Raw genomic sequence first — 21,732 nt, forward strand, 5'->3', positions numbered from 1 at the left:
CTGTTCTATCAACGGCTTGTCCAGAACGGAAAGAAGCCAATCGTCGCCATCGCCGCTCTCATGAGAAAGATCGTCGTCATCCTCAATGCAAGGCTCAGAGATCAGATCCAACAACAGAGTTGATGACCTTCCGAGGGTGGGGCGACGGCGATCCCTCCCTCTCGGCCGTCACCCCGGCCGCGCGCAAGCGCAGAGCCGGGAACCAGAGGCAGCCTCAGCAAGGGCGGGGCGGAAGGCGCTTGCTGCAGCATCGGCAAGTGCAATGCCGCGCCAACCTCTCCCGGCGTCTTCCCGGACGAGGCCGGAGGCCGAAGATCCGGGACCGGCGAGCCACGGCGGTCGCCCCCTTGCCGGAGCGCCTCCGCCAGCGCTCTCGGCTGTGCGATCCCGCGCCTCCCCCTGCTTTGCGCTTGAAACTCCCGCGCAAAACATGAATAGTGATTCATAATTCATATTAAGGGTGGAAATGTCGTGAACGAGGTGAGGACGGGCAGAGGCGCGGGGCGGGCGAGGGACCGCGCACGCGCAACGGGCCGGCGCGTCGTCGAGACTGACGCGGCGACGGCCGATCCGGCAAGGGAAATCGTCGGCGATACCGAGGGCGAGGCCGCATCCGGCATGCCGAAGACCGCGCGCGGCGCGGCGACCCGGCGGGCGATCCTCGAGGCCGCCGAACGGGTGATCGGCCGCCAGGGCTTCAACGAGGCCTCCATCGGCTCCATCACCCGCGAGGCCGGCGTCGCGCAGGGAACCTTCTACATCTACTTCGCGAGCAAGGACGAGGTCTTCTCCGAGCTGGTCGCCGAAATGGGCCGCATGCTGCGCCATGCGATCAGCGAGGCGACCTCGGGCTATACCGACCGCCTGCAGGCCGAGCGCGAGGGCCTGCGCGCCTTCCTCGCCTTCGTCTCGGCCCATCCCGAGCTCTACCGCATCGTCCAGGAGGCGCAATTCGTCGATCGCGAGGCCTATCTCGCCTACTTCCGCACCTTCGCCGAAGGCTATCGCGAAGGGCTGGCGCGGGCGGCAAGCAGCGGCGCGATCCGCCCCGGCGACGCCGAGATCCGCGCCTGGACGCTGATGGGCATCGCCCGCTCGCTTGGCGAGTTCCAGGTGGTGTTCGGCGGCACGGCGCCGGTCGACACCATGGTCGAGGTCGCTCACGACCTCATCGAGAACGGCCTCAAGGTCGGCGGCAGCAAAGGGGCGGGCGAATGAGCGCCGCCGCCTGCGATCTCGGGCATCTCGACCTCGTCCATCTCGACTGGCGGGAGGGCGCCGCCTGGTTGACCCTCGACCGCCCCGGTCGCGGCAATGCCCTGGTGCCGGAGCTGCTCGCCGCCTTGCGCGCCCGGATCGCCGAGGCGCGGCAGGCCGGCGCCGGTGCGCTGGTGCTGACCGGCCGCGGCCGCGCCTTTTCCGCCGGCGGCGATGTCGCCCGCTTCGCCGCGCTTGCCGACGACCGCGACGCCCTCGTCGACTGGTCGCGCGAGATCGTCGGCGCGCTCAATGCGGCGATCCTTGACCTTCTCGCCTTTCCCATGCCGGTGATCGCCGCGCTCAACGGTCCCGTCACCGGCGGCTCGGCCGGGCTGATGCTCGCCGCCGACATGGTGGTGATGAGCGAGGAGGCGTTTCTCCAGCCCTATTATGCGCAGATGGGCTTTGCCCCCGACGGCGGCTGGACGGCGCTGCTGCCCTCGCGCATCGGCACCGCGCGGGCCTTGGAGGTGCAGTATCTCAACCAGCGCCTGACCGCCGCCGACTGCCTGCGCCTCGGTCTGGCGAGCGAGATCTGCCCGCGCGCCGAGCTGGAGGCGCGCGTCGCCGCGCTGACCGCCTCCCTTGCCGGGATGGACCCCGGCACCCTCGCCGTGACCCGCGCCAATGTCTGGAGCGAGGAGCGCCGCGCCGCCGTCGCGAAGGCGCTGCAGCGCGAGCTTGACGGCTTTCTGGCGCTGATCGCCCGGCCGCAAACCCGCGAGCGGATGCAGGCCTTTCTCGCCCCGCTGGCGGCCGGGGAGGGGCGGCGATGATGTCCTGGGTCACCGACATGGCGGCCAAGCGCGCCGAGCTGACGCCGGATCGCATCGCCTTCACCGACCACGAGACCGGCGCGCAACTGACCTTCGCCGAGGTTGAGGCGAAGGCGAGCCGCACCGCCCGCGCCCTGCTGGCACGCGGCATCGCGAGCGGCGAGCGTGTCGCCGTGCTGTGCCACAACCATCCGGACTTCTTCGTCCTGCTCTTTGCCGCCCAGAAGACCGACATCGTGCTGCTGCCGCTCAACTGGCGCCAGCCGCCGGCCGAGCTCGCCCCGGTCGTCGCCGCCTCCGGCGCGCGGCTGCTGCTGCATGACGGCGCAACGGCATCGACCGCACGCGCGCTCGCCGGCACCCTCGCGTTGGATCTTGTCGGCTTCGCCGATGCGCCCGCAGAGGGCGAGGCTCCCCATCTCGACACGCTCGCCGGCGACCTCTCGTCCGCCCCGCTCAGTGACACGCGGGTCGAGGCCGGCCGGCCCTGGTATCTGCTCGCCACCTCCGGCACCACCGGCACGCCGAAACTGGTGATCCAGACGGCGGAAATGGCCTGGGCCAATGCAGTCAACTACACCCAGGCGACGGGAATTTCCGGCAAGGACCGCACGGTCAACTTCCTGCCGCTGTTCCACACCGCCGGCATCAACCTGATGACCCTGCCGCTGTTCCTTGCCGGCGGCGAGAGCATCGTCCTTCGCAAGTTCGATGCCCCTGCGGTGCTGCACCTGATCGGCGCCGGCCGGCTCACCGCCTTCTTCGGCGTGCCGGCGATCTACCAGGCGATCGCGCTGGAGCCGGGCTTTTCGGCAACGGATTTCTCCGCCCTGCGCTCGCTCGGCTGCGGCGGCGCGCCGATGCCCGCGCCCCTGCTGCAGACCTATCTGTCGCGCGGCGTCACCGTGTGCAACGGCATGGGCATGACCGAGACCGGCCCGACCGTGTTCCTCGCCGACCCGCAGGATGCGGCGCGCAAGATCGGCTCGGTCGGCAAGGCGCAGATCCTTGCCGAGGTGCGCCTTGTCGCGGTGACGGGCGAGGTGGTCGAGGGCGAAGGCGAGGGCGAGTTGCAGATCCGCGGCCCCGGCGTCACGCCCGGCTATTTCGGCAATCCGCAGGCGAGCGAAGCCGCCTTCGCGCCGGGCGGCTGGCTGATGTCGGGTGATGTCGCCCGCCGCGATGCCGACGGCTGCTACTACATCGTCGACCGCATCAAGGACATGTACATCTCCGGCGGCGAGAACGTCTATCCGGCCGAGGTCGAGCGGGTGCTCATCGCACATGAGGACGTGCTCGACGCGGTGGTGATCGGCGTTGCGGACGAGAAATGGGGCGAGGTCGGCGCCGCCTGGCTGATCGCCCGCCCCGGTGCGGCCATCGATGTCGCGGCGCTGACCCGTTGGTGCCGCGAGCGGCTCGCCGGCTACAAGGTGCCGCGTGCCTTCCATATCGTCGACGACCTGCCGCGCACCGCCGCCGGCAAGGTGCAGAAACACATTCTCAAATCCAGGCACGGGGAGAGCGGCCGGTGACGACGGCAACGGACGAATGGACGGCGCGCTGGGTGCCGACACAGGCGGATTTCGACGCCTTTGCGGAACTGTCGGGCGATGACAATCCGATCCATGTCGATGCGGAGTTTTCGGCGCGCACCCGTTTCGGGCGCACCGTCTCGCACGGCATGCTGCTCTATTCGCGCCTCTGGGCCCTGCTGCGCCAGCGCTATCCGGGCCGCCGCCACGCGATGCAGGCGCTGATGTTCCCCAATCCCGCCTATGCGGAGGAGGAACTGGAGCTTGCCTTCTCGCAAGGCGATGCAGACGACGCCGGGCTGCTGGCGATCACCATTTCGCGGGTCGCCGACGGCGCGCCCGTGCTTGTCGGGCAGTGCCGGCTGGAGGCGGGACGATGAAGCTGGACGTGGGACAGAGCGCCGAGGTGAGCCGCCGCTTCCCGGCCTCGGATGCGGCGGTCTTCGCCGGGCTCGCTGGGCTGGACCACCTGCCCGAGGCGGTGCCGCAGCCGCTGATCGGCGGGCTGTTCTCCTATCTCCTCGGCGTCCGGCTGCCGGGCTTCGGCACCAACTACCTGAAGCAGGAAATGTCCTTCCTGTCCGAGGCGCGCTTCGGCGAGACGTTGACGGCGCGGGTGACGATCACCCGCCTGCGCCCGGAAAAGCACCTCGTCGACCTTGAGACCGTGTGTCTGGGCGAGGACGGCCGGCGCATCTGCGAAGGCCGGGCGCTGGTCTATGTCGAGGATGTCGCCGCAGCCTGAACGGTTTCCGCAACGAAAAACGCCGCCGGCGGGGCCGGCGGCGTCGGAAATTCGGTTCCTTGCGGAACGGCCCGATCTGCTCAGGCGAGCTCGAGCTGGGCGGCCTGCAGGCCACGACCGCGACGGTCTTCCTCGGTCACGAAGGTCAGCGTGGTGCCCTCGGCCGGAACGGCGAGGCCCGAACGCTCGAAAGCCGTGATGTGGACGAACACGTCCTTGCCGCCCTCGGCCGGGGTCACGAAGCCGAAGCCACGATCATGGTTGAAGAACTTCAGGGTGCCGGTCTGGCGCATGGGAAAACTCCTGTCCCGTGTCGATAGTTAAGCGCAAGTAAGCGCGCTTGCTTGCGCGAGCGTGGCATTCAGAAACGGGAAAGGCAGTTCTGTTCGACAGAACCGGTCACGGGGACCAGGAAGCGCCGCATACCGAAACTTTCTTAACCGGGTTCGAATTTTCAAGCCCGCTGGGGCCGGTCCGAAAACCGACGCGGCGAATTGTATGCGAAAACCCTGAGACCGGCAAGCGCCGCCGCAGCCTCCGCCCTGCGGTGTCATGGTCTCGGGAGCCCGCCCGGCGCGCTGCCCGCCCGCACGAGGCCGGCCAGCATCTCATTGAAGGCGCTCGCTTCCTCCAGATGCGGCGAGTGGCCCGACCGCGCGAAGACCTCGATGCGGGCCTCGGCGAGGCGGGCCGCCTGCCACGCGGCCGCGGCCGGGCTGTAGAGCTGGCTGAGGCCGCCGCGCGCCAGCACCACGGGCACCGTGATACGCGGGATCAGCGCTCGGAAATCCTGCAAGGTGAGCGAGCGCCACATCGCCGCGAGCAGCTTCGGGCTTGCCCCGCGCATCTCCCGTTCGGCGAAGTCCACCAGCTCCTTGCGCGCGCTGGCGGCAAAGCTCCGCCGTGCGGTGGCCGGCGCCAGCAGCGGCCACTGGCTCTCGATCGCCTTCAGGAACACCGCGTTGCGCGGCCCGTCGAGGCCGTTCAGCGTGCCGAGCCGCCAATCCGGGTCGTTGAGGACGCGCGGCGCCATGTCCTCGACCACCAGCGCGGCGATCCGGTCGCTGCCGTGGCGCGCGATCAGCGACCAGGCGACAAGCGCGCCCATCGACCAGCCGACCAGCACCGCGGCGGCGATCTCCTCCTCCCGCATCAGCTCGGCGAGCGCGTCGGCGCCGGCCTCGATGCTGGGCGTCACCGCGTCGCCGGTCATCCCGTGGCCCGGCAGGTCCGGGGCGATCACCTCGGTAAGGTCCGCCAGCGCGTCCATCTGCGGGGCGAAGAAGCCGCCATGGCAGGACCAGCCGTGCAGCAGGATCAGGACGGGCGTTCCGGGCCGGCGGTGGCCGGCCCGGCGCAGATGCAGCCTGCTCATCCACGGTTCCTCAGCCGGCCGACGATGCCGTCCGGGAAGAAATAGACCGACAGGATGAACAGCGTGCCGAGCCACAGCAGCCAGCGTTCCGGCGCCACCAGGTCGGGCAGCAGCGGCAGGCCGCGCGTCGCTGTCTCGGCACTTGCCATCAGGCTCTGCAGATAGGTCTGGGCGAGGATGAAGAGGCTGGCGCCGATCACCGCCCCGTACATCGTCCCCATGCCGCCGATCACCACCATCAGGAGGATGTCGATCATGATCTCCATGGACAGCGTCGTCGCCGGTCCCGTGTAGCGGATCCAGATGGCGAGCAGCGCGCCGGCAAGGCTTGCCATGGCGGCGGACAGCACCGTCGCTGTGGTGCGGTAGCGCACCACCCGGTAGCCGATCGCCTCGGCGCGGAAGGCATTGTCGCGCACCGCCTTCAGCGTCGTGCCGAAGGGCGAGTTGACGATGCGCAGCATCACGAGGAACAGCACCAGGGCGCTGAAGAAGATGAGGTAATAGGCAAGCAGACGCCCGTCGATCCGCACGTCGAAGATGCGCAGGTCGGTGAGGCGGAAGGCCGGCGTCAGCTCGCGCGGGATGCGGTAGGTCAGCCCGTCCTCGCCGCCGGTGATCGAGGAGAGCTGCGAGACCAGCACGGCGAAGGCGCTCGCCACCGCCAGCGTCACCATGGCGAAGAAGATCGCCTTCACCCGCAAGGAGAACAGGCCGATGGCGAGCGCCAGCGCGCAGGACAGCGCCGTTCCGGCCAGCACGCCGACAAGGATCGCCAGGAACGAGGCGCCGAGACTGCCGAGCGCCAGCGCCACGCCATAGGCGCCGATGCCGAAGAACATCGTATGGGCGAAGGAGACGATGCCGGTATAGCCGAGCAGCAGGTCGTAGCTCGCCACCAGCACGATGAAGATGCAGATGCGCGCGGCCGTGTCGAGCGGCTTGGTGCCGGGAAACAGGAACGGCGCGAAGGCAAGGCAGAGGCCGATCGCGATCAGCAGCAGCGCAAGCATGCGGCTGTTCGGACGATCGCCGGAAAGCAGGGTGTTGATCATCTTGCGCCTATTTCGCCTTGACCACGGGATAGAGGCCCTGCGGCCGCCACATCAGGATGGCGACCATCAGCGCGATGGTGGAGACCAGCGCCACCTTGGGCGCCAGGAACGCCATGTAATTGGCGAGCAGCCCCACCAGCAGCGCGCCGATGAAGCAGCCCTCGATGGAGCCGAGCCCGCCGATGATCACCACGACGAAGACCAGCACCATGATCTCCGAGCCCATATGCGCGGTGATCGTCTCCTGGTAGAGGCCCCACATGATGCCGCCGAGACCGGCGAGCGCCGAGCCGGCCATGAACACCAGCAGGAACAGCCGGTTGATCCGGTAGCCGAGCGCCTCGACCATCTCGCCGTTCTCCACCCCGGCGCGCACCAGCAGGCCGAGCTTGGTCGCCCGCAGCACGTGGCGCATGGCGAGGAACAGGACGAGGCCGATCGCCACCGCCAGCATGCGGTATTTCTCGATCGCCGCCTCGCCGACGATGAACGAGCCCTGCAGCGAGGGCGGGCGGGCGACATGGATCGCGTCCGGCCCCCAGATCACATGGATCAACTGCTGGGCGACGATCAGCCCGCCCATGGTGACGAGGATCTGCTTCAGGTGGTGGCCGTAGACCGGCTTGACGATCACCCGCTCGAAGGCGAGCCCGAGCGCCCCCGTCACCGCCATTGAGGCGAGGATCGCCAGGAACACGGCGGCAAGGTTGAGCACCACGGCCGGGTTCTGCGTCCAGCCGGACAGCCAGGCGAGCACGGTGAAGCCGACAAAGGCGCCGACCGAGACGAAGGCGCCATGGCCGAAATTGATCACGTCCATCAGGCCGAAGATGACCGTGAGCCCCGAGGCCATGATGAAGATCATCAGCCCCATGGCGAGCCCGGCGACGGTCAGCGTCAGCCAGACGGACGGGTTGCCGATGGCGGCAAGTCCGGCGAGGGCCAGCACCGGCGCCAGCAGCAGCGGCGCCGCCTTGCCGAGCCGTTCCATCGCTGTCGGCCCCACCAGGCGGGGACGGATTGCGGTCTCGCTCACTGGTGTACCTCCAGGCTGAGGCCCATCAGCTTCTCCTGCAGCGACGCGTCGGCGGCAAGCTCCGCCATCGCGCCCGCATGGACGATGCGCCCGTCATCCATCACCGCCACCGTGTCGCCGAGCGCCGAGGCCATGGCGAAATTCTGCTCCACCAGGAGGATGGTGGTGTCGGTGTCCTTCAACTGTTTCAGCGCCGCCGTCATCGCGGCGATGATTGCCGGCGCCAGCCCCTTGCTCGGCTCGTCGATCAGGATCAGCCGGCGCGGCTCGATGATCGCCCGGGCGACGGAGAGCATCTGCTTCTGCCCGCCCGACAGCGTGCCGGCGGCCTTGTCCCAGAACGTGCCGATCGGCGGGAACAGCTCTTTGATCCAGGCGAGGCGCTTCGCGTCGAACGGGCCGGCGGTGGCGGCAAGGCGCATGTTCTCCGCCACCGTCAGGTCGGCGAAGATGCCCATGTTCTCCGGCACATAGGCGATGCCCGCGCGGGCGATGTCCGGCGTTGCCAGCGCCTGGATCGGCCGCCCGTCGAAGGTGATCGTGCCGCGGCTTGCCCTCCACAGGCCCATGATGGTGCGCAGCGTCGTCGACTTGCCGGCGCCGTTGCGCCCCAGCAGCATGGTCACCCCGCCGCGCGGCACGGCAAAGCTCACCTCATGCAGGATGTGATAGGGGCCGATATGGGTGTGGACGCCCTCCAGCGTCAGCAGCGCGTCAGCCATGAGCTGTCTCCGTTGCGGCAGCGGTGTCCGGTGTCGCGGTGTCTGGCGCCTTGCCGAGATAGGCTTCCTGGACGATGGCCGAGCGCATCACCTCGCCCGGCTCGCCGTCGGCGACCAGCGCGCCGTTGTGCAGCACGACGATGCGGTCGGCCAGCGTGCGGATCACGTCCATCTTGTGCTCGACCAGGAGGATCGTGCGGTCCTTGTCGGCCTTCAGCTCGCGGATCAGGTCGAGGATCACCGGCACCTCGTCGACGCTCATGCCGGCGGTCGGTTCGTCGAACATCATCACCTGCGCGCCGAGCGCGATCATCAGGGCGACTTCCAGCTTGCGCTGGTCGCCATGCGGCAGGGCGGAGACGGTGACGTTGCGCTTGTCGGCGAGCCGCACCTCGGCGAGCACATGCTCGGCCCGCTCGATCAGCTCCACATGCGAGGCGGCGCGCGAGAACAGGTCGAACCCGCGATGGGCGCGCGACTGCACCACCAGGCGGACATTCTCGCGCACGCTCAGGCTCGGAAACAGGTTGGTGAGCTGGAACGCCCGGCCGATGCCGCGGTCGCAGCGGTCGGCGACGCCAAGGCGGGTGATGTCCTCGCCGTTGAGGCGGACCGTGCCGGCGCTGGCCTTGAGCTGGCCCGAGACGAGGTTGAAATAGGTGGTCTTGCCGGCGCCGTTCGGGCCGACGATGGCGGTCAGCGTGCCGCGGTCGAAGGCGCAACTGACGGCGTCGACGGCGACATGACCGCCGAAGCGGATCGTCAGGTCCTCGGTTTCGAGAACGGGCGGTTCGCGCATGGGGCTCGGCTCCGGGAAAGGGGGCTCCGGGTCAGGAGAAGTTCGGGCGGCCCGGCCGCGGCGAGGGACCGGGCCGCCTCGCGTGGCGGACTTTGAAACACGCTTTGGGAGTGCCGCCGAGACGACGCGTCTTCCAATGTCGCCACACGACAGCGTCAGCGCGTGTTGCGGATCGGGATGTTCATGTCCTCGATCTTCAATTCGCGCACCAGTTCCGGAATGCCCCACTCGACATCCGGGTCGACCCGGATCTTGAAGTGGTACATGGACTGCAGCGCCTGGTGATCCTCCGCGCGGAAGACCATCGTGCCCTTCGGCGTTTCGAAGGACATGCCCTCCATCGCCGCGATCAGCTCTTCCGTGTCGGTCGAGCCGGCCTTGCGGATGCCCTCGACCACGGCGATGGCGGCCGACATGCCGCCGGCAGTGAAGAAGTCCGGCGGCGAGCCGTGGCGCTTCTCGTGCTCGGAGACCAGCCAGTCGTTCGCCGGGTTCTTCGGGATGTCGTGGTAGTAATAGGTGGCGCCTTCCATCCCCGGCAGCGCCTTGTAGGCCTGCATCGCGGCGAGGATGTTGCCGCCGGTGGCGATCTCGATGCCGAAGCGCTCCGGCTCCATCGCCTTGATCTTGCCGATCGGGTTGTTGGCGCCGGCCCAGATCACGAACAGGAACTTGCGACCCTCGATATCCTTCATCGCGTCGAAGATGCGCTGGGCGCTGGCGGTGAAGTCCTGGGTGTCGGTCGGGGCGTATTCCTCGAAGGCGAGGGTGGCGCCGGTGTCGGCCAGCGCCTCGCGGAAGGCGGCGACGCCGTCGCGGCCGAAGGCGTAGTCCTGCGCCAGCGTGGCGATGGTGACGCCTTCCTTGCCGAGCGCGACCGCATTGGCGATGGCGTCCTGCGAGGAGTTGCGGCCCGTGCGGAAGATGTAGCGGTTCCAGTTCTCGCCGGTGATGGAATCGGCCACCGCCGGCTCGACCAGGAGCAGCTTGCCGTATTCCTCGGCGACCGGCAGCATCGCCAGCGCGACGCCCGAGGACACCGGCCCGACGGCCAGATGCACGTCGTCGTCGCCATAGGCCTCGGCCAGCGCCGCGCGGCCGATGTCCGGCTTGAGCTGGGTGTCCTTCTCGATGACGACGATCTTGCGGCCGTCGATCTCCATCGTGCCGTCGGTGGCGTATTCCAGCCCCATCATGAAGCCGATATGGGACTGCTTGCCATAGGCCTCCAGCGCGCCGGTCTTGCCATAGACATGGGCGATGCGGATGTCCTCGGCCTGCGCCCCGGCGCCCAAGGGCGCGGCGGCAAGCGCTGCGGCAAGCAGCGCGGCCGCGGTGGCATGTCTGATCATGGTGTCCTCCCTGTGGCGCAAGGCGCGGGCCGCTCCTCCGGCCCGTCGCTCCATGGCGCCGCATCTATATGACGCATGATTCATGTTTCATGTCAATCGGCGCCCGCGCCGGACGCGGTTTCGCCGCTCCCGTCCGTCTTTGGAGCTGCCGCAGCGGTTCTGCGGGGATGCGCAATCTCGTGATCGCGGTCACAGTCGTTTGTGGAAAAGCCGCCTATCTTCAGTTCATGGACGCAGGGAAAAGCGCCCCGACAAAGATCAGAGATCAGCATCTAGCAGAGGGAATGAAGTCATGTTCAAGAAGTTCGCAGTCACAAGTCTTGCAGTCGCCCTGACCGCCGGTGCGGTCCTGGCATCCGGCACCACCGACGCCGAGGCCAAGAAGGGCTGGCATCATCAGAACGGCTGGGCCGCCGCCGGCGGGTTCGTCGCCGGTGCCGTGATCGGCTCCGCCCTGTCGCAGCCGCGCTACTACGAGCCCGCTCCGTACTACGCGCCGGCTCCGGTCTACTACCGTCCCGCTCCGTGGAGCCCGGAATGGTACCGCTACTGCTCCTCGAAGTACCGCTCGTTCAATCCGGACACCGGCTACTTCCGCACCCGTTCGGGCAACTACCGGTTCTGCAACTGACCGCAAGACCCGGTTCCGCTTGAGAGACAAAGGCCGGCCCTCGCCGGCCTTTGTCTCGTTCGGGCGCTGGTAAGGCGCGCCCTTAGCGACCAGTGAGCGCCGCCGCGATGCCGTCGGCAGCCTTGACGCCGCTGGCGAAGGAGGCCTGCAGCAGGTAGCCGCCGGTCGGCGCTTCCCAGTCGATCATCTCGCCGGCGACATGCACGCCCGGCAGCTTGCTGAGGCCGAAATCCGCGCCGATCTCGCCCCAGGCGATGCCGCCGGCCGAGGAGATCGCCCGCTCCAGGCCGGAAAAGCCCGTTGCCGTCAGCGCCAGCCCCTTGATGCGGCGGGCAAGCTCCGGCGGCTCGCTGCTGCGCGGTCCCGCTTCCGACAGCAGCGCGATGGCGGCGGGCGACAGGCCGGCCGCCTTGCGCAGGTGATTGGACAGCGACTGCTTGCCGCGCGGCCGTGCCAGCCGCTCTGCGAGCTCCGCCTCGTCGAGATCCGGGCGCAGGTCGAGCAGCAGCTCCGCCGTCCCGCTCGCCGCGAAGGCCGCGCGCAGTTCTGCCGAGAGCGCATAGACCGCGCCGCCCTCCAGCCCGCGCGTGGTGATCACCGCCTCGCCGGCAACGCGCCGGCCGCCGGCGCTCACCGCGATCCGCTTCAGCGGTGTGCCGGCAAAGCGCTGCTTCAGCAGCTCCGACCAGTTGATGAGAACGCCGGCATTGGCCGGCGTCAGCGGCGTGACCTTGACGCCGTGCCGTTCGAGCATCGGCACCCAGCCGCCGTCGCTGCCGAGCCGCGGCCAGCTTCCCCCGCCGAGCGCCAGCAGCACCGCGTCCGCCTCGATCTCCCGCGCCCCGTCCGGCGTCTCGAAACACACGCGCCAGCGCGCCGGCGCCGCCGCGCTCCGCTCCAGTCCGCTCAAGCTCCAGCGGGTGTGGAGCCGCACGCCGCGCGTCGCAAGCCGGCCCAGCAGCGCCCGCACCAGCGGCGAGGCCTTCATCGCGGTCGGAAACACCCGCCCGCTGGAGCCGATGAAGGTCTCGATGCCGAGCTCCGCGCACCAGGCCCTCAAGGCCGCAGGGTCGAAGGCGGCAATCGCCGGCGCCAGATGCGCCTCCGCCTCGCGGTAGCGGGCAAGGAATGCCGGCATCGCCTCGCCATGGGTGAGGTTGAGCCCGCCGCGCCCGGCCATCAGCAGCTTGCGCGCCGGCGAGGGCATGCGCTCGGTGAGGGTCACGGCAAGGCCCGCTGCCGACAGCCTGTCGGCGGCGATCAGCCCGGCCGGCCCGGCGCCGACCACGACCACCTGCGGGACCGCCCGCGTGCCGTTCTCGCTCATCCTTGCATGTCCCGTTGTGCCCGCGCGCTCAGCGCAGCGGCGCCCGGCCCCTGGAGAACAGGAAGCCGCGCTTGGCCTCGAACAGCCACAGGCCGAGCTTTGCCAGCAAGGCGACGTCGCCGGCCGGCAGCAGCGACTTGCGCCCGACGCGGGTGAGATTGAAGCCGCGGAAGGTCTTGAACACCCGCCGGGTCATGCCGAAGGTCTTGTGGAAGCGCGGATGCCCGCCGGCGGCAAAGCGAGGATGAAAGGAGATGTAGCAGTCGACCCGCTCGCGCTGCAGCAGCGGCGCCAGCATCGGCGCCACGTCGTATTCCGCGCCCTCGATGTCCATCTTGATGAACAGCTTGTCGCTCGGGTCGATCATCGCCGCGATCTCCTCGACGCTGATGCAGTCGACGTCGAAGGTGACGCTGGCGTCCTTGTGCACGAAGGAGGACATCGAATCGCCCGGCGCGGTCTTGGCGGCCATTTTGCGGCTGCCGCTTTGCGTCCACACCGCCTTGCGGATCACCGTGACCTTGTCCTTGAAGGCCGGGTTGAGCGCGAGATTGGCCTCCAGCTCGTCGGCCGCCGCCGGATCCGGTTCGAAGGCGATGACCTTGCGCCCGCGCTGTGCCTCGTAGAGCACGGTCGGGCCGACCCAGGCGCCGAAGTCGAGGCAGACCGTCTCCGCGTCGATACAGGCATCGAGAATGTCATAGGTCGGCTTTTCCCAGGTGCCGTTCTCCGCCTGCCGCCAGAAGCCGGGGCGCGCGTCGTTCACCTCGAAGGATATGTCGCGGATGGTCACTGTCTGCATGGACTGTCGGCTTTCGTGGGTCGGGCCTGGATCGGGCGTGTTGCGGCAAACGGGCCGGCTCAGCGCCGGTCGGGTGTCGCCGCCGCCTCGCAGAGCTCGCGCTCATAGGCCTTGGAGACGCGCAGGAACCTCGTATAGGCGAAATTCACGGAGATCACGATCCCCCACCAGCCATAGAGCGCATAGCGCCGGATCACATAGGCCTTGAGAAAGGCGAGGGGAAACTCGGTGACCAGCCGCCAGCGGGCGAAGCGCCGCCCGCGCGCCGCCATGTCCCCCACCTGCGCCGTGGAATAGCGGTTCATCTTCTCCACCTGGAAGGCGATGGAGCGGATAGAGCGGTGTTCCATCGGCTGGCGCAGGCGCGCCGGCCGCGCTCCCTTCGGCGGGCGCACCGTGTCGTGGACGGTCGAATCGGAAAAGCGGCCCACGCGCCGGTCGTAGAGGCGGATCTGGATATAGCCATAGGCCCAGGGGGCGGGGGCGGTCTCATGGGCGAAGACGTCGCGGATCGCCACCTCCCAGAACGGCGAGCGGGCGAGGGCGCCGGAGCGGGCCAGCCCCGCGATTTCCGCGGCCAGCGCCGGGGTCGCCGCCTCGTCGGCGTCGAGGTTGAAGATCCAGTCGTTGCGGCACTGGTCCTCGCCGAAGCGCTTCTGCGGCCCGTAGCCCGGCCAGGCATTCTCCACGACGCGCGCGCCATGTGCGCGCGCGATCTCCTGCGTGCCGTCGGTGGAGCCGCTGTCGATGACGACGACCTCGTCGGCGAACCCCGCCACGCTGTCGATGGCGCGGCCGATTCGGTCGGCCTCGTCATGGGCGATGATGAAGACCGATACGGCGATGGCCGCTTCGCCGGCTGTCGTCTGCATCTTCTGGCTCCTGTCTATATGGACAAGTGTGTCGGTCAGGTGGGCCCGGCGGCCGGATGACGGGAATCGCCCGTCCGCGCCGCCCGCGAATCCCGGTGACGGGACGGCCCCCGAACGGTGCGCGGGGGCCCCGTCGGGCTTTCTTTACGGTGCGCGGCAGGCCGCTTCAAGCGGCGCGCGCGCCGCAGGGCGGCGGTGGGGGCAAAACCGGCCTTCGGGACGGAAATCGCGGAAATCGCAGGAAACCTTGGGCATTTGCTAACAGAGGTTTAACGGGGTGTCACCGCAAAGACACAGTGTGTCCTCGCTGTGCCGAATAGGGGTATTTGCCGGTTGCGGGCGGCCGCCGGCCTCGCTTAGAACAAGGTCGAGCTCGCGGGGAAGCTTGCTCAACTCTCATCTCCCGTTGGCCGCATGGTCACATAGGGAATAACGACGAGGTCAGGAAATGAACATCAAGAGCATCCTGCTCGGCGCTTCCGCTGCCGCCATGGCGGCCACGGGCGCTCAGGCCGCCGATCTCCCGGTGGCTCCGGAGCCGGTCGACTACGTTCGCGTTTGCGACGCTTTCGGCCGTGGCTTCTTCTACATCCCGGGCACCGAGACCTGCCTGAAGATCGGCGGCGGTGTCCGCGTCGAGTTCCGCGTCAACGACGTGCTCGACAAGGGCGGCAGCAACTGGGATGCCCGGACCGACGAGTCCGTCCGTATCCGTGCTCGTGGCTACATGAACTTCGACAGCCGCACCAACACCGAGTACGGCCTGCTGCGCACCTACGTCGCCGCTTGGTCGACCGCCGACAACGCCGGCGCCTCGGACTTCTACCTGGATGAAGCCTTCATCCAGCTCGGTGGCTTCGTTGCTGGTCGTACGTCTTCGTACTTCGACTTCTACACCGGCAGCAACTACGGCGCGATCCTCGACCAGGGCTTCTCGGACAACGGCGAGACCAACCTGTTCGCGTACACCGCCCAGTTCGGCAACGGTCTGTCGGCCTCGCTCTCGGTCGAAGCTCCGAACAAGCGCGGCATCATCACCGGCCCGGTCCTCGCCGACTACTACGGCGGCATCAAGGTTCCGGACTTCGTCGCCAACGTCCGCGTCGACCAGGGTTGGGGTTCCGCTCAGCTCATGGGTGCCCTGCACCATGCTTACGGCATCAACGTGCCGGGCGTGACCTCGGGCAAGGGCAAGATCGGCTGGGCCATCGGCGCCGGCGCCACGATCAACCTGCCGATGATCGCTCCGGGCGACAACTTCAACATCCAGGCCTCCTACTCGCAGGGCGCCATCGGTTATGTCAGCTCGGCCTGGAAGGGCGCGTTCGCTGACGCCGGTTACAACGCTGCTGGCGCTCTGAAGATGTCGTCGGCTTGGGGCATCGGTGCGGGCTTCACGCACTTCTGGACCCCGGCTGTCTCGACCGCTCTGACCGTGTCGTACAACAGCCTCGACCAGGCTGCTGGTGGCACCAACATCCGCGACCTCAACGTTCAGGGTAACCTGGTGTGGCGTCCGGTGTCCGGCCTCAGCACCGGTATCGAGCTCGAGTACCGCAACCGGAACCGCAAGGGCCTGGCCAACGACGACGCTCTGGTTGGCATCTTCCGCGTCCAGCGCACGTTCTAATCTGATCCTTTAGGATCGGATTGAGGGCCCGGCGGGAAACCGCCGGGCCTTTTTCTTTGGATCGTGACCTCGATCCCTGGCTGGCGACCACAGGTTGTCGACGCTTCGCGCGCTTCGCGTGTGTCACTGGAAAGACACACTCGGATCGAAGCGTGCAAGGCGAGATGATTTGCCGGTTGCGGGTCTGCGATGGCCTCGCTTACAAAAATATGAGCTAGGGGGGAATGTTTGTTCACCCGGTCCGTTGGTGGCAAAGCCGCGCACGGATAAAGGACGAGGTCAGGAAATGAACATCAGGAGCATTCTGCTCGGCGCTTCCGCCGCCGCGATGGCGGCCACGGGCGCCCAGGCCGCCGATCTTCCGGTGGCTCCGGAGCCGGTCGATTATGTTCGTGTTTGCGATGCCTTCGGTTCCGGTTTCTTCTATATCCCCGGCACCGAGACCTGCCTGAAGATCGGCGGCGGTGTCCGCGTCGAGTTCCGCGTCAACGACGTGCTCAACAAGGGCGGCAGCAACTGGGATGCCCGGACCGACGAATCCGTCCGGATCCGTGCTCGTGGCTATCTGAACTTCGACAGCCGCACCAACACCGAATACGGCCTGCTGCGCACCTATGTCGCCGCCTGGTCGACCGCGGACAACGCTGGCGGCTCCGACTTCTACCTGGATGAAGCCTTCATCCAGCTCGGCGGCTTCGTTGCCGGTCGTACGGCGTCGTATTTCGACTTCTACACCGGCGACAACTGGGGTGCGATCCTCGACCAGGGCTTCTCCGATTACGGCGAGACCAACCTGTTCGCGTACACCGCCCAGTTCGGCAACGGCCTGTCGGCCTCGCTCTCGGTCGAGGCTCCGAACAAGCGCGGCGTCATCACCGGGCCGGGCATTCTCGACTACTACGGCGGCGTGAAGGTTCCGGACTTCGTCGCCAATGTCCGCATCGACCAGGGCTGGGGCTCCGCTCAGCTCATGGGCGCCCTGCACCATGCCTATGGCATCAACGTGCCGGGCCTGACCTCGGGCAAGGGCAAGCTCGGCTGGGCCATCGGCGCCGGCGCCACGTTCAACCTGCCGATGATCGCTCCGGGAGACAGCGTGTCGATCCAGGCGTCCTACGCCCAGGGCGCGATCGGCTATGTCAGCTCGGCTTGGGCGGACACCTTCTCCGATGCGGCCTACACGGCGGCCGGCGGCCTGCGCCTGTCGACGGCCTGGGGCATCGGCGGTGGCTTCACCCACTTCTGGACCCCGGCTGTGTCGACCTCCATCACCGCGTCGTACAACAGCCTCGACCAGGCTGCCGGCCTTCCGAATATCCGCGACGTCAACGTGCAGGGCAACCTGGTGTGGCGTCCGGTCTCCGGCCTCAGCACCGGTGTCGAGCTCGAGTACCGCAACCGCAACGTCAAGGGTGCGCCGAACGACGATGTCCTGGTTGGCGTCTTCCGCGTCCAGCGCACGTTCTGATCTGATCCTTTAGGATCGGATTGAGGGCCTGGCGGGAAACCGCCGGGCCTTTTCGTTTGCAGAGCGTCCTTCGATGGATCGGCCAGGTTCGAAAGAATGTTCCTATCATACTGAAGTTATTCACTTAAATCATCGTGATTGACGTTCCCGTAAACAAGGCGCTTGCAAGGCCGCCTGCGAAATGGAATCTTCGCCGGCATTGGAGGAACGGTCCCGCCGAACCGGCGCGGGCGGCCGCGCGGGCGGCACCCGATCCACGTCCGGTCGACTATGGGCGTTATCGCGGAGGTAGTCATGACTGCAGCAATCGTCGGCTGGGCGCATACCCCCTTTGGCCGGCATTCCGACGAGACGGTGGAAAGCCTGATCGTCCGCGTCGCGCGCGATGCCATCGCCGATGCCGGCTTCGAGCCGGCGGATATCGACGAGATCGTTCTCGGCCATTTCAACGCCGGCTTCTCGGCGCAGGACTTCACCGCCTCGCTGGTGCTGCAGGCCGATCCGGCTCTGCGCTTCAAACGCGCGACCCGCGTCGAGAATGCCTGCGCCACCGGTTCGGCGGCGGTGCATCAGGGCGTGCGCGCCATCGCCGCGCGCGAGGCGCGGGTGGTGCTGGTCGTCGGCGTCGAGCAGATGACGACGACGCCGGGGCCGGAGATCGGCCGCAACCTGCTCAAGGCCTCCTATCTGCCTGAGGACGGCGACACGCCGGCCGGCTTTGCCGGTGTCTTCGGCAAGATCGCGCAGGCCTATTTCCAGAAATACGGCGACCGCTCCGACGCGCTCGCCGCCATCGCCGCCAAGAATCACAAGAACGGCGTCGGCAACCCTTACGCCCAGATGCGCAAGGACCTCGGCTTCGACTTCTGCCGCGCCGAGAGCGAGAAGAACCCCTTCGTCGCCGGCCCGCTCAAGCGCACCGACTGCTCGCTCGTCTCCGACGGCGCGGCGGCCCTCGTGCTGACCGACATCGAGACGGCGCTCGGCCGCAAGAAGGCGGTCGCCTTCCGCGGCCTTGCCCATGCGCAGGATTTCCTGCCGATGTCGAAGCGCGACATCCTCGCCTTCGAGGGCTGCGGCGAGGCCTGGCGCCGGGCGCTCGCGGTCGCCGGCCTCACCCTTGACGACCTCTCCTTCGTCGAGACCCATGACTGCTTCACCATCGCCGAACTGATCGAATACGAGGCGATGGGCCTGACCGCGCCGGGCGAGGGGCATCGCGCCATCCTCGAGGGCTGGACCCAGATGGACGGCCGCCTGCCGGTCAACCCGTCGGGCGGGCTCAAGGCCAAGGGCCACCCGATCGGCGCCACCGGCGTCTCCATGCATGTGCTGACGGCGATGCAGCTCACCGGCACCGCCGGCGACATCCAGGTCAAGAGCGCCGAACTCGGCGGCATCTTCAACATGGGCGGGGCGGCGGTCGCCAATTACGTGTCGCTGCTGCAGCCGCTGCGCTGAGGCCGCCGGGACCTGGCAGGCCGCGACCAGACCATATGCCCAGACCATATGCAAAGAGGGCGCGGGGGTGACCCGCGCCTTTGTTTCGGCCCGCCGCCCTGGGAGACGCCGCCAGATGACGGCCGACTCACGCTGTCAGATGACGGCCGACTCACGCCGTCAGATGATGGCCGACTCACGCCGTCGGATGACGGCCGACTCACGCCGTCAGAAGACGGCCGACTCCATGTAGCGGGCAAGGTCCAGCATGTCGAAGGCGACGATGTCCCAATTGTCGGTCGGGGCGAGGTCGCTGCGCTGGTCGGCGCCGAATTCCTTCGGCCGGGCGAAGAAGGCGGTCTTGAGGCCGGCGGCGCGGGCGGCCGCGAGATCGCCATTGTGGGCCGAGGCATACATCACCTCGCCGGGGCCGAGGCCCAGCGTCGCGGCGGCCTTGTGAAACAGGCTGCCATCCGCGATCCGGCCCTCCAGCAGGTCCGCCCCGAACACCAGGTCCCAGGGCAGCGCGGCGTGTTTGGCGAGCCAGGTCATGGTCGCCGTCGGCGCCTCGGTACAGGACACGATGACATATTCGCGCCGCAGCGCGCGCAGGCCCGGCACGCTGTCCGGCCAGGCGGGAAAGCGCTGCCAGCAGGCGAGCAGGGCCTCCCTGTCCTTGCCGCCGACCTGCCCGTGAAGCTTCGCCTCCTCCAGCACATCGGAGAGGCTTTCGGCAAGCACCGTCACGGCCGTGCTGCCGCCGGCCACCGCCGGCAGGCGTGCCCGATAGGTCTGGTACCAGGCGCTGGCCAGCGCCTCCGGCGAAAGATCTTGGCCGGCTTTTGCCAGAGCGCGCTCGAATCCGCTGGAGAGACCTCTGTGCCAATCGACAACCGTGCCCAATACATCAAAAAAAATAGCTTTTACCACGGGTTTACACTCGGTACTGATCTCACTGAAACGCGTGCGGTATGTCCAGTATTGGTTGCTTGCAACGAGGAATCAACCAAGAGTCTGCTTTCGCGCGCGACAGTAACATCCTTGATCGTGATTTGTGAAAGAAACCTCAGTTATGGATAAGATGTAAAGTTAAGAAAGGCGGCTTGATAATTCGGACGATATCCGAACAAAATCGTGCGACATTTTGAAATGAATGTGATGCGGTTGTAAAGAGCCAACACGGCACGCGGAAGGCTGCAACCCGGCACCACACACCGCGCCCCGTCGCAGGCTGCCGGGCGCGCGCCTTGCGTTTCGTGGGGCATGCCGCGCCGCAAAACCGTCGAAACGCCGATCTGTAGCATGATTTTTCCCTGCCGCTTCCCTCCATTGAAATCCCATGCCCGGCGGAACCGCGCCTGACGCTTTATCTCTAGGGGGTGTTTCAGGCTGCCCAGAGATCACGCGGAGATCACGCAGAGATCGCGCCGGGCAGATCGCGTCAGGGAGATCGCGTCGGATGTCTCGCCAAGCAAAGGCTACGGATCGCAAGCTTGCCGTGTTCCCGGCCTTTCACAAGGTCGAGGGGCAGCGCGTCGTCGTGGTGGGTGGCGGCGAGGAGGCTGCCGCCAAGGTCCGGCTGCTCGCCGAGACGCTGGCCGAGATCGTCGTCGTCGCGCCGCGGGCCGAGGAGGTCCTGCTGGACGCGGTCGCCCGCGCCGGCGGCGCCATCGTCGCGGATCCCTTCGCTCCGGCGCATCTTGCGGGCGCCGTGCTGGTCTTTGCCGCCAGCGGCGAGGAAGCGCAGGACACCGCCGTGGTGCGCGCGGCGAAGCGCCTCGGCATCCCGGCCAACGCGGTCGACCGGCCGGAGATCTGCGACTTCTATGTCGGCGCCCTGGTCAACCGCGCGCCGGTCGCCGTCGCCATCACCTCCACCGGCGTCGGCCCGGTGCTCGCCCGCCATATCCGCGCGCGCATCGAGGCGATGCTGCCGCGCGAGACCGGCGATCTCGCCCGCCTTGCCGAGAGCTTCCGCGACACGGTCGCCCGCGTCATCGCCGGCGGTGTCGAGCGCCGCCGCTTCTGGGCGCGCTTCTTCTCCGGTCCGATTGCCGGCCAACTGCAGGCCGGCCGCCCCGATGCGGCGCGCAGTGAGGCACAGCGCCTGCTCAACACCCGCAGCGGCGAGGGCGGCTTCGTCTGGCTCGTCGGCGCCGGTCCCGGTGCGGAGGATCTTCTCACCCTGCGGGCGCAGCGCCTGCTGCAGGAAGCCGACGTCATCGTCCATGACGCGCTGGTTCCCGAGGCGGTCGTCGCCATGGGCCGGCGCGATGCCGAGCGGATTTCCGTCGGCAAGCGCAAGGGCCACCATTCGGTCTCGCAAGGAGAGATCAACGCGATCCTGGTGCGCGAGGCCTCGCTCGGCCGCCGCGTCGTCCGGCTGAAGGCGGGCGACCCGCTGGTCTTCGGCCGCGCCGGCGAGGAGATTGCCGCCCTGCGTGCCGCCGGTATCGCCCATGACGTGGTGCCGGGCGTCACCGCCGCGCTCGCCGCCGCCGCCAGCACCCGCATCCCGCTCACCCTGCGCGGCGTCGCCTCCGACCTCGTCTTCGCCACCGGCCACGACCGCGACGGCGAGACGCTTCCCGGATGGGGGGCGATGGCGCTGCGGGGCGCCACCGTCGCCGTCTATATGGGCCGCACGGTCGCCGCCCGCGTCGCCGACCGGCTGCTGGGCGCCGGCCTGTCGCCGGCCACCCCGGTCGCGGTGGTGGAGAACGCGGCGCAGCGCGACGAGCGGTTCTTTGCGGGCATCCTCGCCGATCTGCCGCATCTTCAGGACCGCCACGAGATCGCCGGCCCGACCCTGATCATCATCGGCGAGGCCGTCGGCCATGCCGATCTCGCCAACAGCCAGCCCTTGCGCCCGGTCGCGGCCGAACGGGCCGGCGTTGCCGCATAGCC

21 protein-coding genes and 1 pseudogene are annotated in these 21,732 nt (G+C 68.1%); 11 read left to right on the top strand and 11 right to left on the bottom strand.

The window, feature by feature from the left end; translation table 11 throughout:
• From P2PM1_RS25620 to P2PM1_RS22735, 6 genes and pseudogenes are all read left to right on the top strand, one after another.
• Window positions 1-123, top strand: a pseudogene (locus P2PM1_RS25620) (IS110 family transposase); the annotation flags it as partial.
• Between the two features lie 348 nt (window positions 124-471).
• Window positions 472-1,218, top strand: a complete 747-nt coding sequence (locus P2PM1_RS22715) for a TetR/AcrR family transcriptional regulator (protein ID WP_244301605.1) — start codon at window positions 472-474, stop codon at window positions 1,216-1,218.
• Window positions 1,215-2,036, top strand: a complete 822-nt coding sequence (locus tag P2PM1_RS22720) for an enoyl-CoA hydratase/isomerase family protein (protein WP_186400667.1) — start codon at window positions 1,215-1,217, stop codon at window positions 2,034-2,036. The genes P2PM1_RS22715 and P2PM1_RS22720 overlap by 4 nt, the downstream gene beginning before the upstream one ends.
• Window positions 2,033-3,571, top strand: a complete 1,539-nt coding sequence (locus P2PM1_RS22725; RefSeq protein ID WP_244301606.1) for an AMP-binding protein — start codon at window positions 2,033-2,035, stop codon at window positions 3,569-3,571. Before P2PM1_RS22720 ends, P2PM1_RS22725 begins: the two co-directional genes overlap by 4 nt.
• On the top strand, window positions 3,568-3,951 hold the full coding sequence (locus tag P2PM1_RS22730) for a MaoC/PaaZ C-terminal domain-containing protein (RefSeq protein WP_186400668.1): 384 nt from the start codon (window positions 3,568-3,570) through the stop codon (window positions 3,949-3,951). Before P2PM1_RS22725 ends, P2PM1_RS22730 begins: the two co-directional genes overlap by 4 nt.
• Window positions 3,948-4,316, top strand: a complete 369-nt coding sequence (locus P2PM1_RS22735) for a phosphate acetyltransferase (RefSeq protein ID WP_186400669.1) — start codon at window positions 3,948-3,950, stop codon at window positions 4,314-4,316. The genes P2PM1_RS22730 and P2PM1_RS22735 overlap by 4 nt, the downstream gene beginning before the upstream one ends.
• Before the next feature lie 80 nt (window positions 4,317-4,396).
• Here P2PM1_RS22735 and P2PM1_RS22740 read toward each other — a convergent pair whose 3' ends face one another.
• The 7 genes from P2PM1_RS22740 to P2PM1_RS22770 all read right to left on the bottom strand — a co-directional run bounded on the left by P2PM1_RS22740 (window position 4,397) and on the right by P2PM1_RS22770 (window position 10,655).
• A complete protein-coding gene (locus P2PM1_RS22740) occupies window positions 4,397-4,609 on the bottom strand; it encodes a cold-shock protein (RefSeq protein WP_067220344.1) in 213 nt (70 codons plus the stop codon).
• Window positions 4,610-4,866: 257 nt separating this feature from the next.
• The gene (locus tag P2PM1_RS22745) at window positions 4,867-5,691 is read right to left on the bottom strand and encodes an alpha/beta fold hydrolase (RefSeq protein WP_186400670.1); all 825 of its coding nucleotides are present in this window, start codon (window positions 5,689-5,691) and stop codon (window positions 4,867-4,869) included.
• Window positions 5,688-6,746 carry a branched-chain amino acid ABC transporter permease gene (locus P2PM1_RS22750; protein ID WP_186387096.1) on the bottom strand — a complete coding sequence of 353 codons (1,059 nt, stop codon included), beginning with the start codon at window positions 6,744-6,746 and terminating at the stop codon, window positions 5,688-5,690. The genes P2PM1_RS22745 and P2PM1_RS22750 overlap by 4 nt, the downstream gene beginning before the upstream one ends.
• A gap of 7 nt (window positions 6,747-6,753) precedes the next feature.
• Window positions 6,754-7,737, bottom strand: a complete 984-nt coding sequence (locus P2PM1_RS22755) for a branched-chain amino acid ABC transporter permease (protein ID WP_208984879.1) — start codon at window positions 7,735-7,737, stop codon at window positions 6,754-6,756.
• Between the two features lie 41 nt (window positions 7,738-7,778).
• Window positions 7,779-8,504: an ABC transporter ATP-binding protein gene (locus P2PM1_RS22760; protein ID WP_186400671.1), complete on the bottom strand. Its 726-nt coding sequence runs from the start codon at window positions 8,502-8,504 to the stop codon at window positions 7,779-7,781.
• Entirely contained in the window at window positions 8,497-9,303 is an 807-nt protein-coding gene (locus P2PM1_RS22765; protein ID WP_186400672.1) for an ABC transporter ATP-binding protein, read from the bottom strand. The genes P2PM1_RS22760 and P2PM1_RS22765 overlap by 8 nt, the downstream gene beginning before the upstream one ends.
• A gap of 155 nt (window positions 9,304-9,458) precedes the next feature.
• Window positions 9,459-10,655: a substrate-binding domain-containing protein gene (locus tag P2PM1_RS22770; RefSeq protein WP_186400673.1), complete on the bottom strand. Its 1,197-nt coding sequence runs from the start codon at window positions 10,653-10,655 to the stop codon at window positions 9,459-9,461.
• Window positions 10,656-10,947: 292 nt separating this feature from the next.
• On the opposite strand from P2PM1_RS22770, the gene P2PM1_RS22775 reads away from it, so the two are divergent.
• Window positions 10,948-11,286, top strand: a complete 339-nt coding sequence (locus tag P2PM1_RS22775) for a BA14K family protein (RefSeq protein WP_186387091.1) — start codon at window positions 10,948-10,950, stop codon at window positions 11,284-11,286.
• Between the two features lie 82 nt (window positions 11,287-11,368).
• Here the strand turns inward: P2PM1_RS22775 and P2PM1_RS22780 are convergent, their stop codons facing one another.
• From P2PM1_RS22780 to P2PM1_RS22790, 3 genes are read right to left on the bottom strand one after another with little or no spacing between them, the layout of a single operon-like run.
• Window positions 11,369-12,613, bottom strand: a complete 1,245-nt coding sequence (locus P2PM1_RS22780) for a TIGR03862 family flavoprotein (RefSeq protein WP_186400674.1) — start codon at window positions 12,611-12,613, stop codon at window positions 11,369-11,371.
• A 28-nt stretch (window positions 12,614-12,641) separates the two neighbouring features.
• Window positions 12,642-13,415: an FkbM family methyltransferase gene (locus tag P2PM1_RS22785; protein ID WP_186400675.1), complete on the bottom strand. Its 774-nt coding sequence runs from the start codon at window positions 13,413-13,415 to the stop codon at window positions 12,642-12,644.
• Between the two features lie 59 nt (window positions 13,416-13,474).
• Entirely contained in the window at window positions 13,475-14,287 is an 813-nt protein-coding gene (locus P2PM1_RS22790; RefSeq protein ID WP_186387088.1) for a glycosyltransferase family 2 protein, read from the bottom strand.
• Between the two features lie 448 nt (window positions 14,288-14,735).
• Between P2PM1_RS22790 and P2PM1_RS22795 the strand changes: the two genes are divergently transcribed.
• The 3 genes from P2PM1_RS22795 (at window position 14,736) to P2PM1_RS22805 (ending at window position 18,846) form a co-directional block, all read left to right on the top strand.
• Window positions 14,736-15,917, top strand: a complete 1,182-nt coding sequence (locus P2PM1_RS22795) for a porin (RefSeq protein ID WP_186400676.1) — start codon at window positions 14,736-14,738, stop codon at window positions 15,915-15,917.
• A gap of 286 nt (window positions 15,918-16,203) precedes the next feature.
• Entirely contained in the window at window positions 16,204-17,385 is a 1,182-nt protein-coding gene (locus tag P2PM1_RS22800) for a porin (protein ID WP_186397027.1), read from the top strand.
• A gap of 294 nt (window positions 17,386-17,679) precedes the next feature.
• Entirely contained in the window at window positions 17,680-18,846 is a 1,167-nt protein-coding gene (locus P2PM1_RS22805; protein ID WP_186400677.1) for an acetyl-CoA acetyltransferase, read from the top strand.
• A gap of 207 nt (window positions 18,847-19,053) precedes the next feature.
• On the opposite strand, the gene P2PM1_RS22810 is transcribed toward P2PM1_RS22805, so the two are convergent.
• Window positions 19,054-19,755 carry an HAD-IA family hydrolase gene (locus tag P2PM1_RS22810; RefSeq protein ID WP_256376490.1) on the bottom strand — a complete coding sequence of 234 codons (702 nt, stop codon included), beginning with the start codon at window positions 19,753-19,755 and terminating at the stop codon, window positions 19,054-19,056.
• Between the two features lie 529 nt (window positions 19,756-20,284).
• Here P2PM1_RS22810 and cysG point away from each other — a divergent pair.
• Window positions 20,285-21,730, top strand: a complete 1,446-nt coding sequence (gene cysG / locus P2PM1_RS22815; protein ID WP_186400679.1) for a siroheme synthase CysG — start codon at window positions 20,285-20,287, stop codon at window positions 21,728-21,730.
• The last annotated feature ends 2 nt before the right edge of the window (window positions 21,731-21,732 follow it).

It is taken from the genome of Stappia sp. P2PMeth1 (assembly GCF_900185735.1).
Taxonomy (GTDB): domain Bacteria; phylum Pseudomonadota; class Alphaproteobacteria; order Rhizobiales; family Stappiaceae; genus Stappia.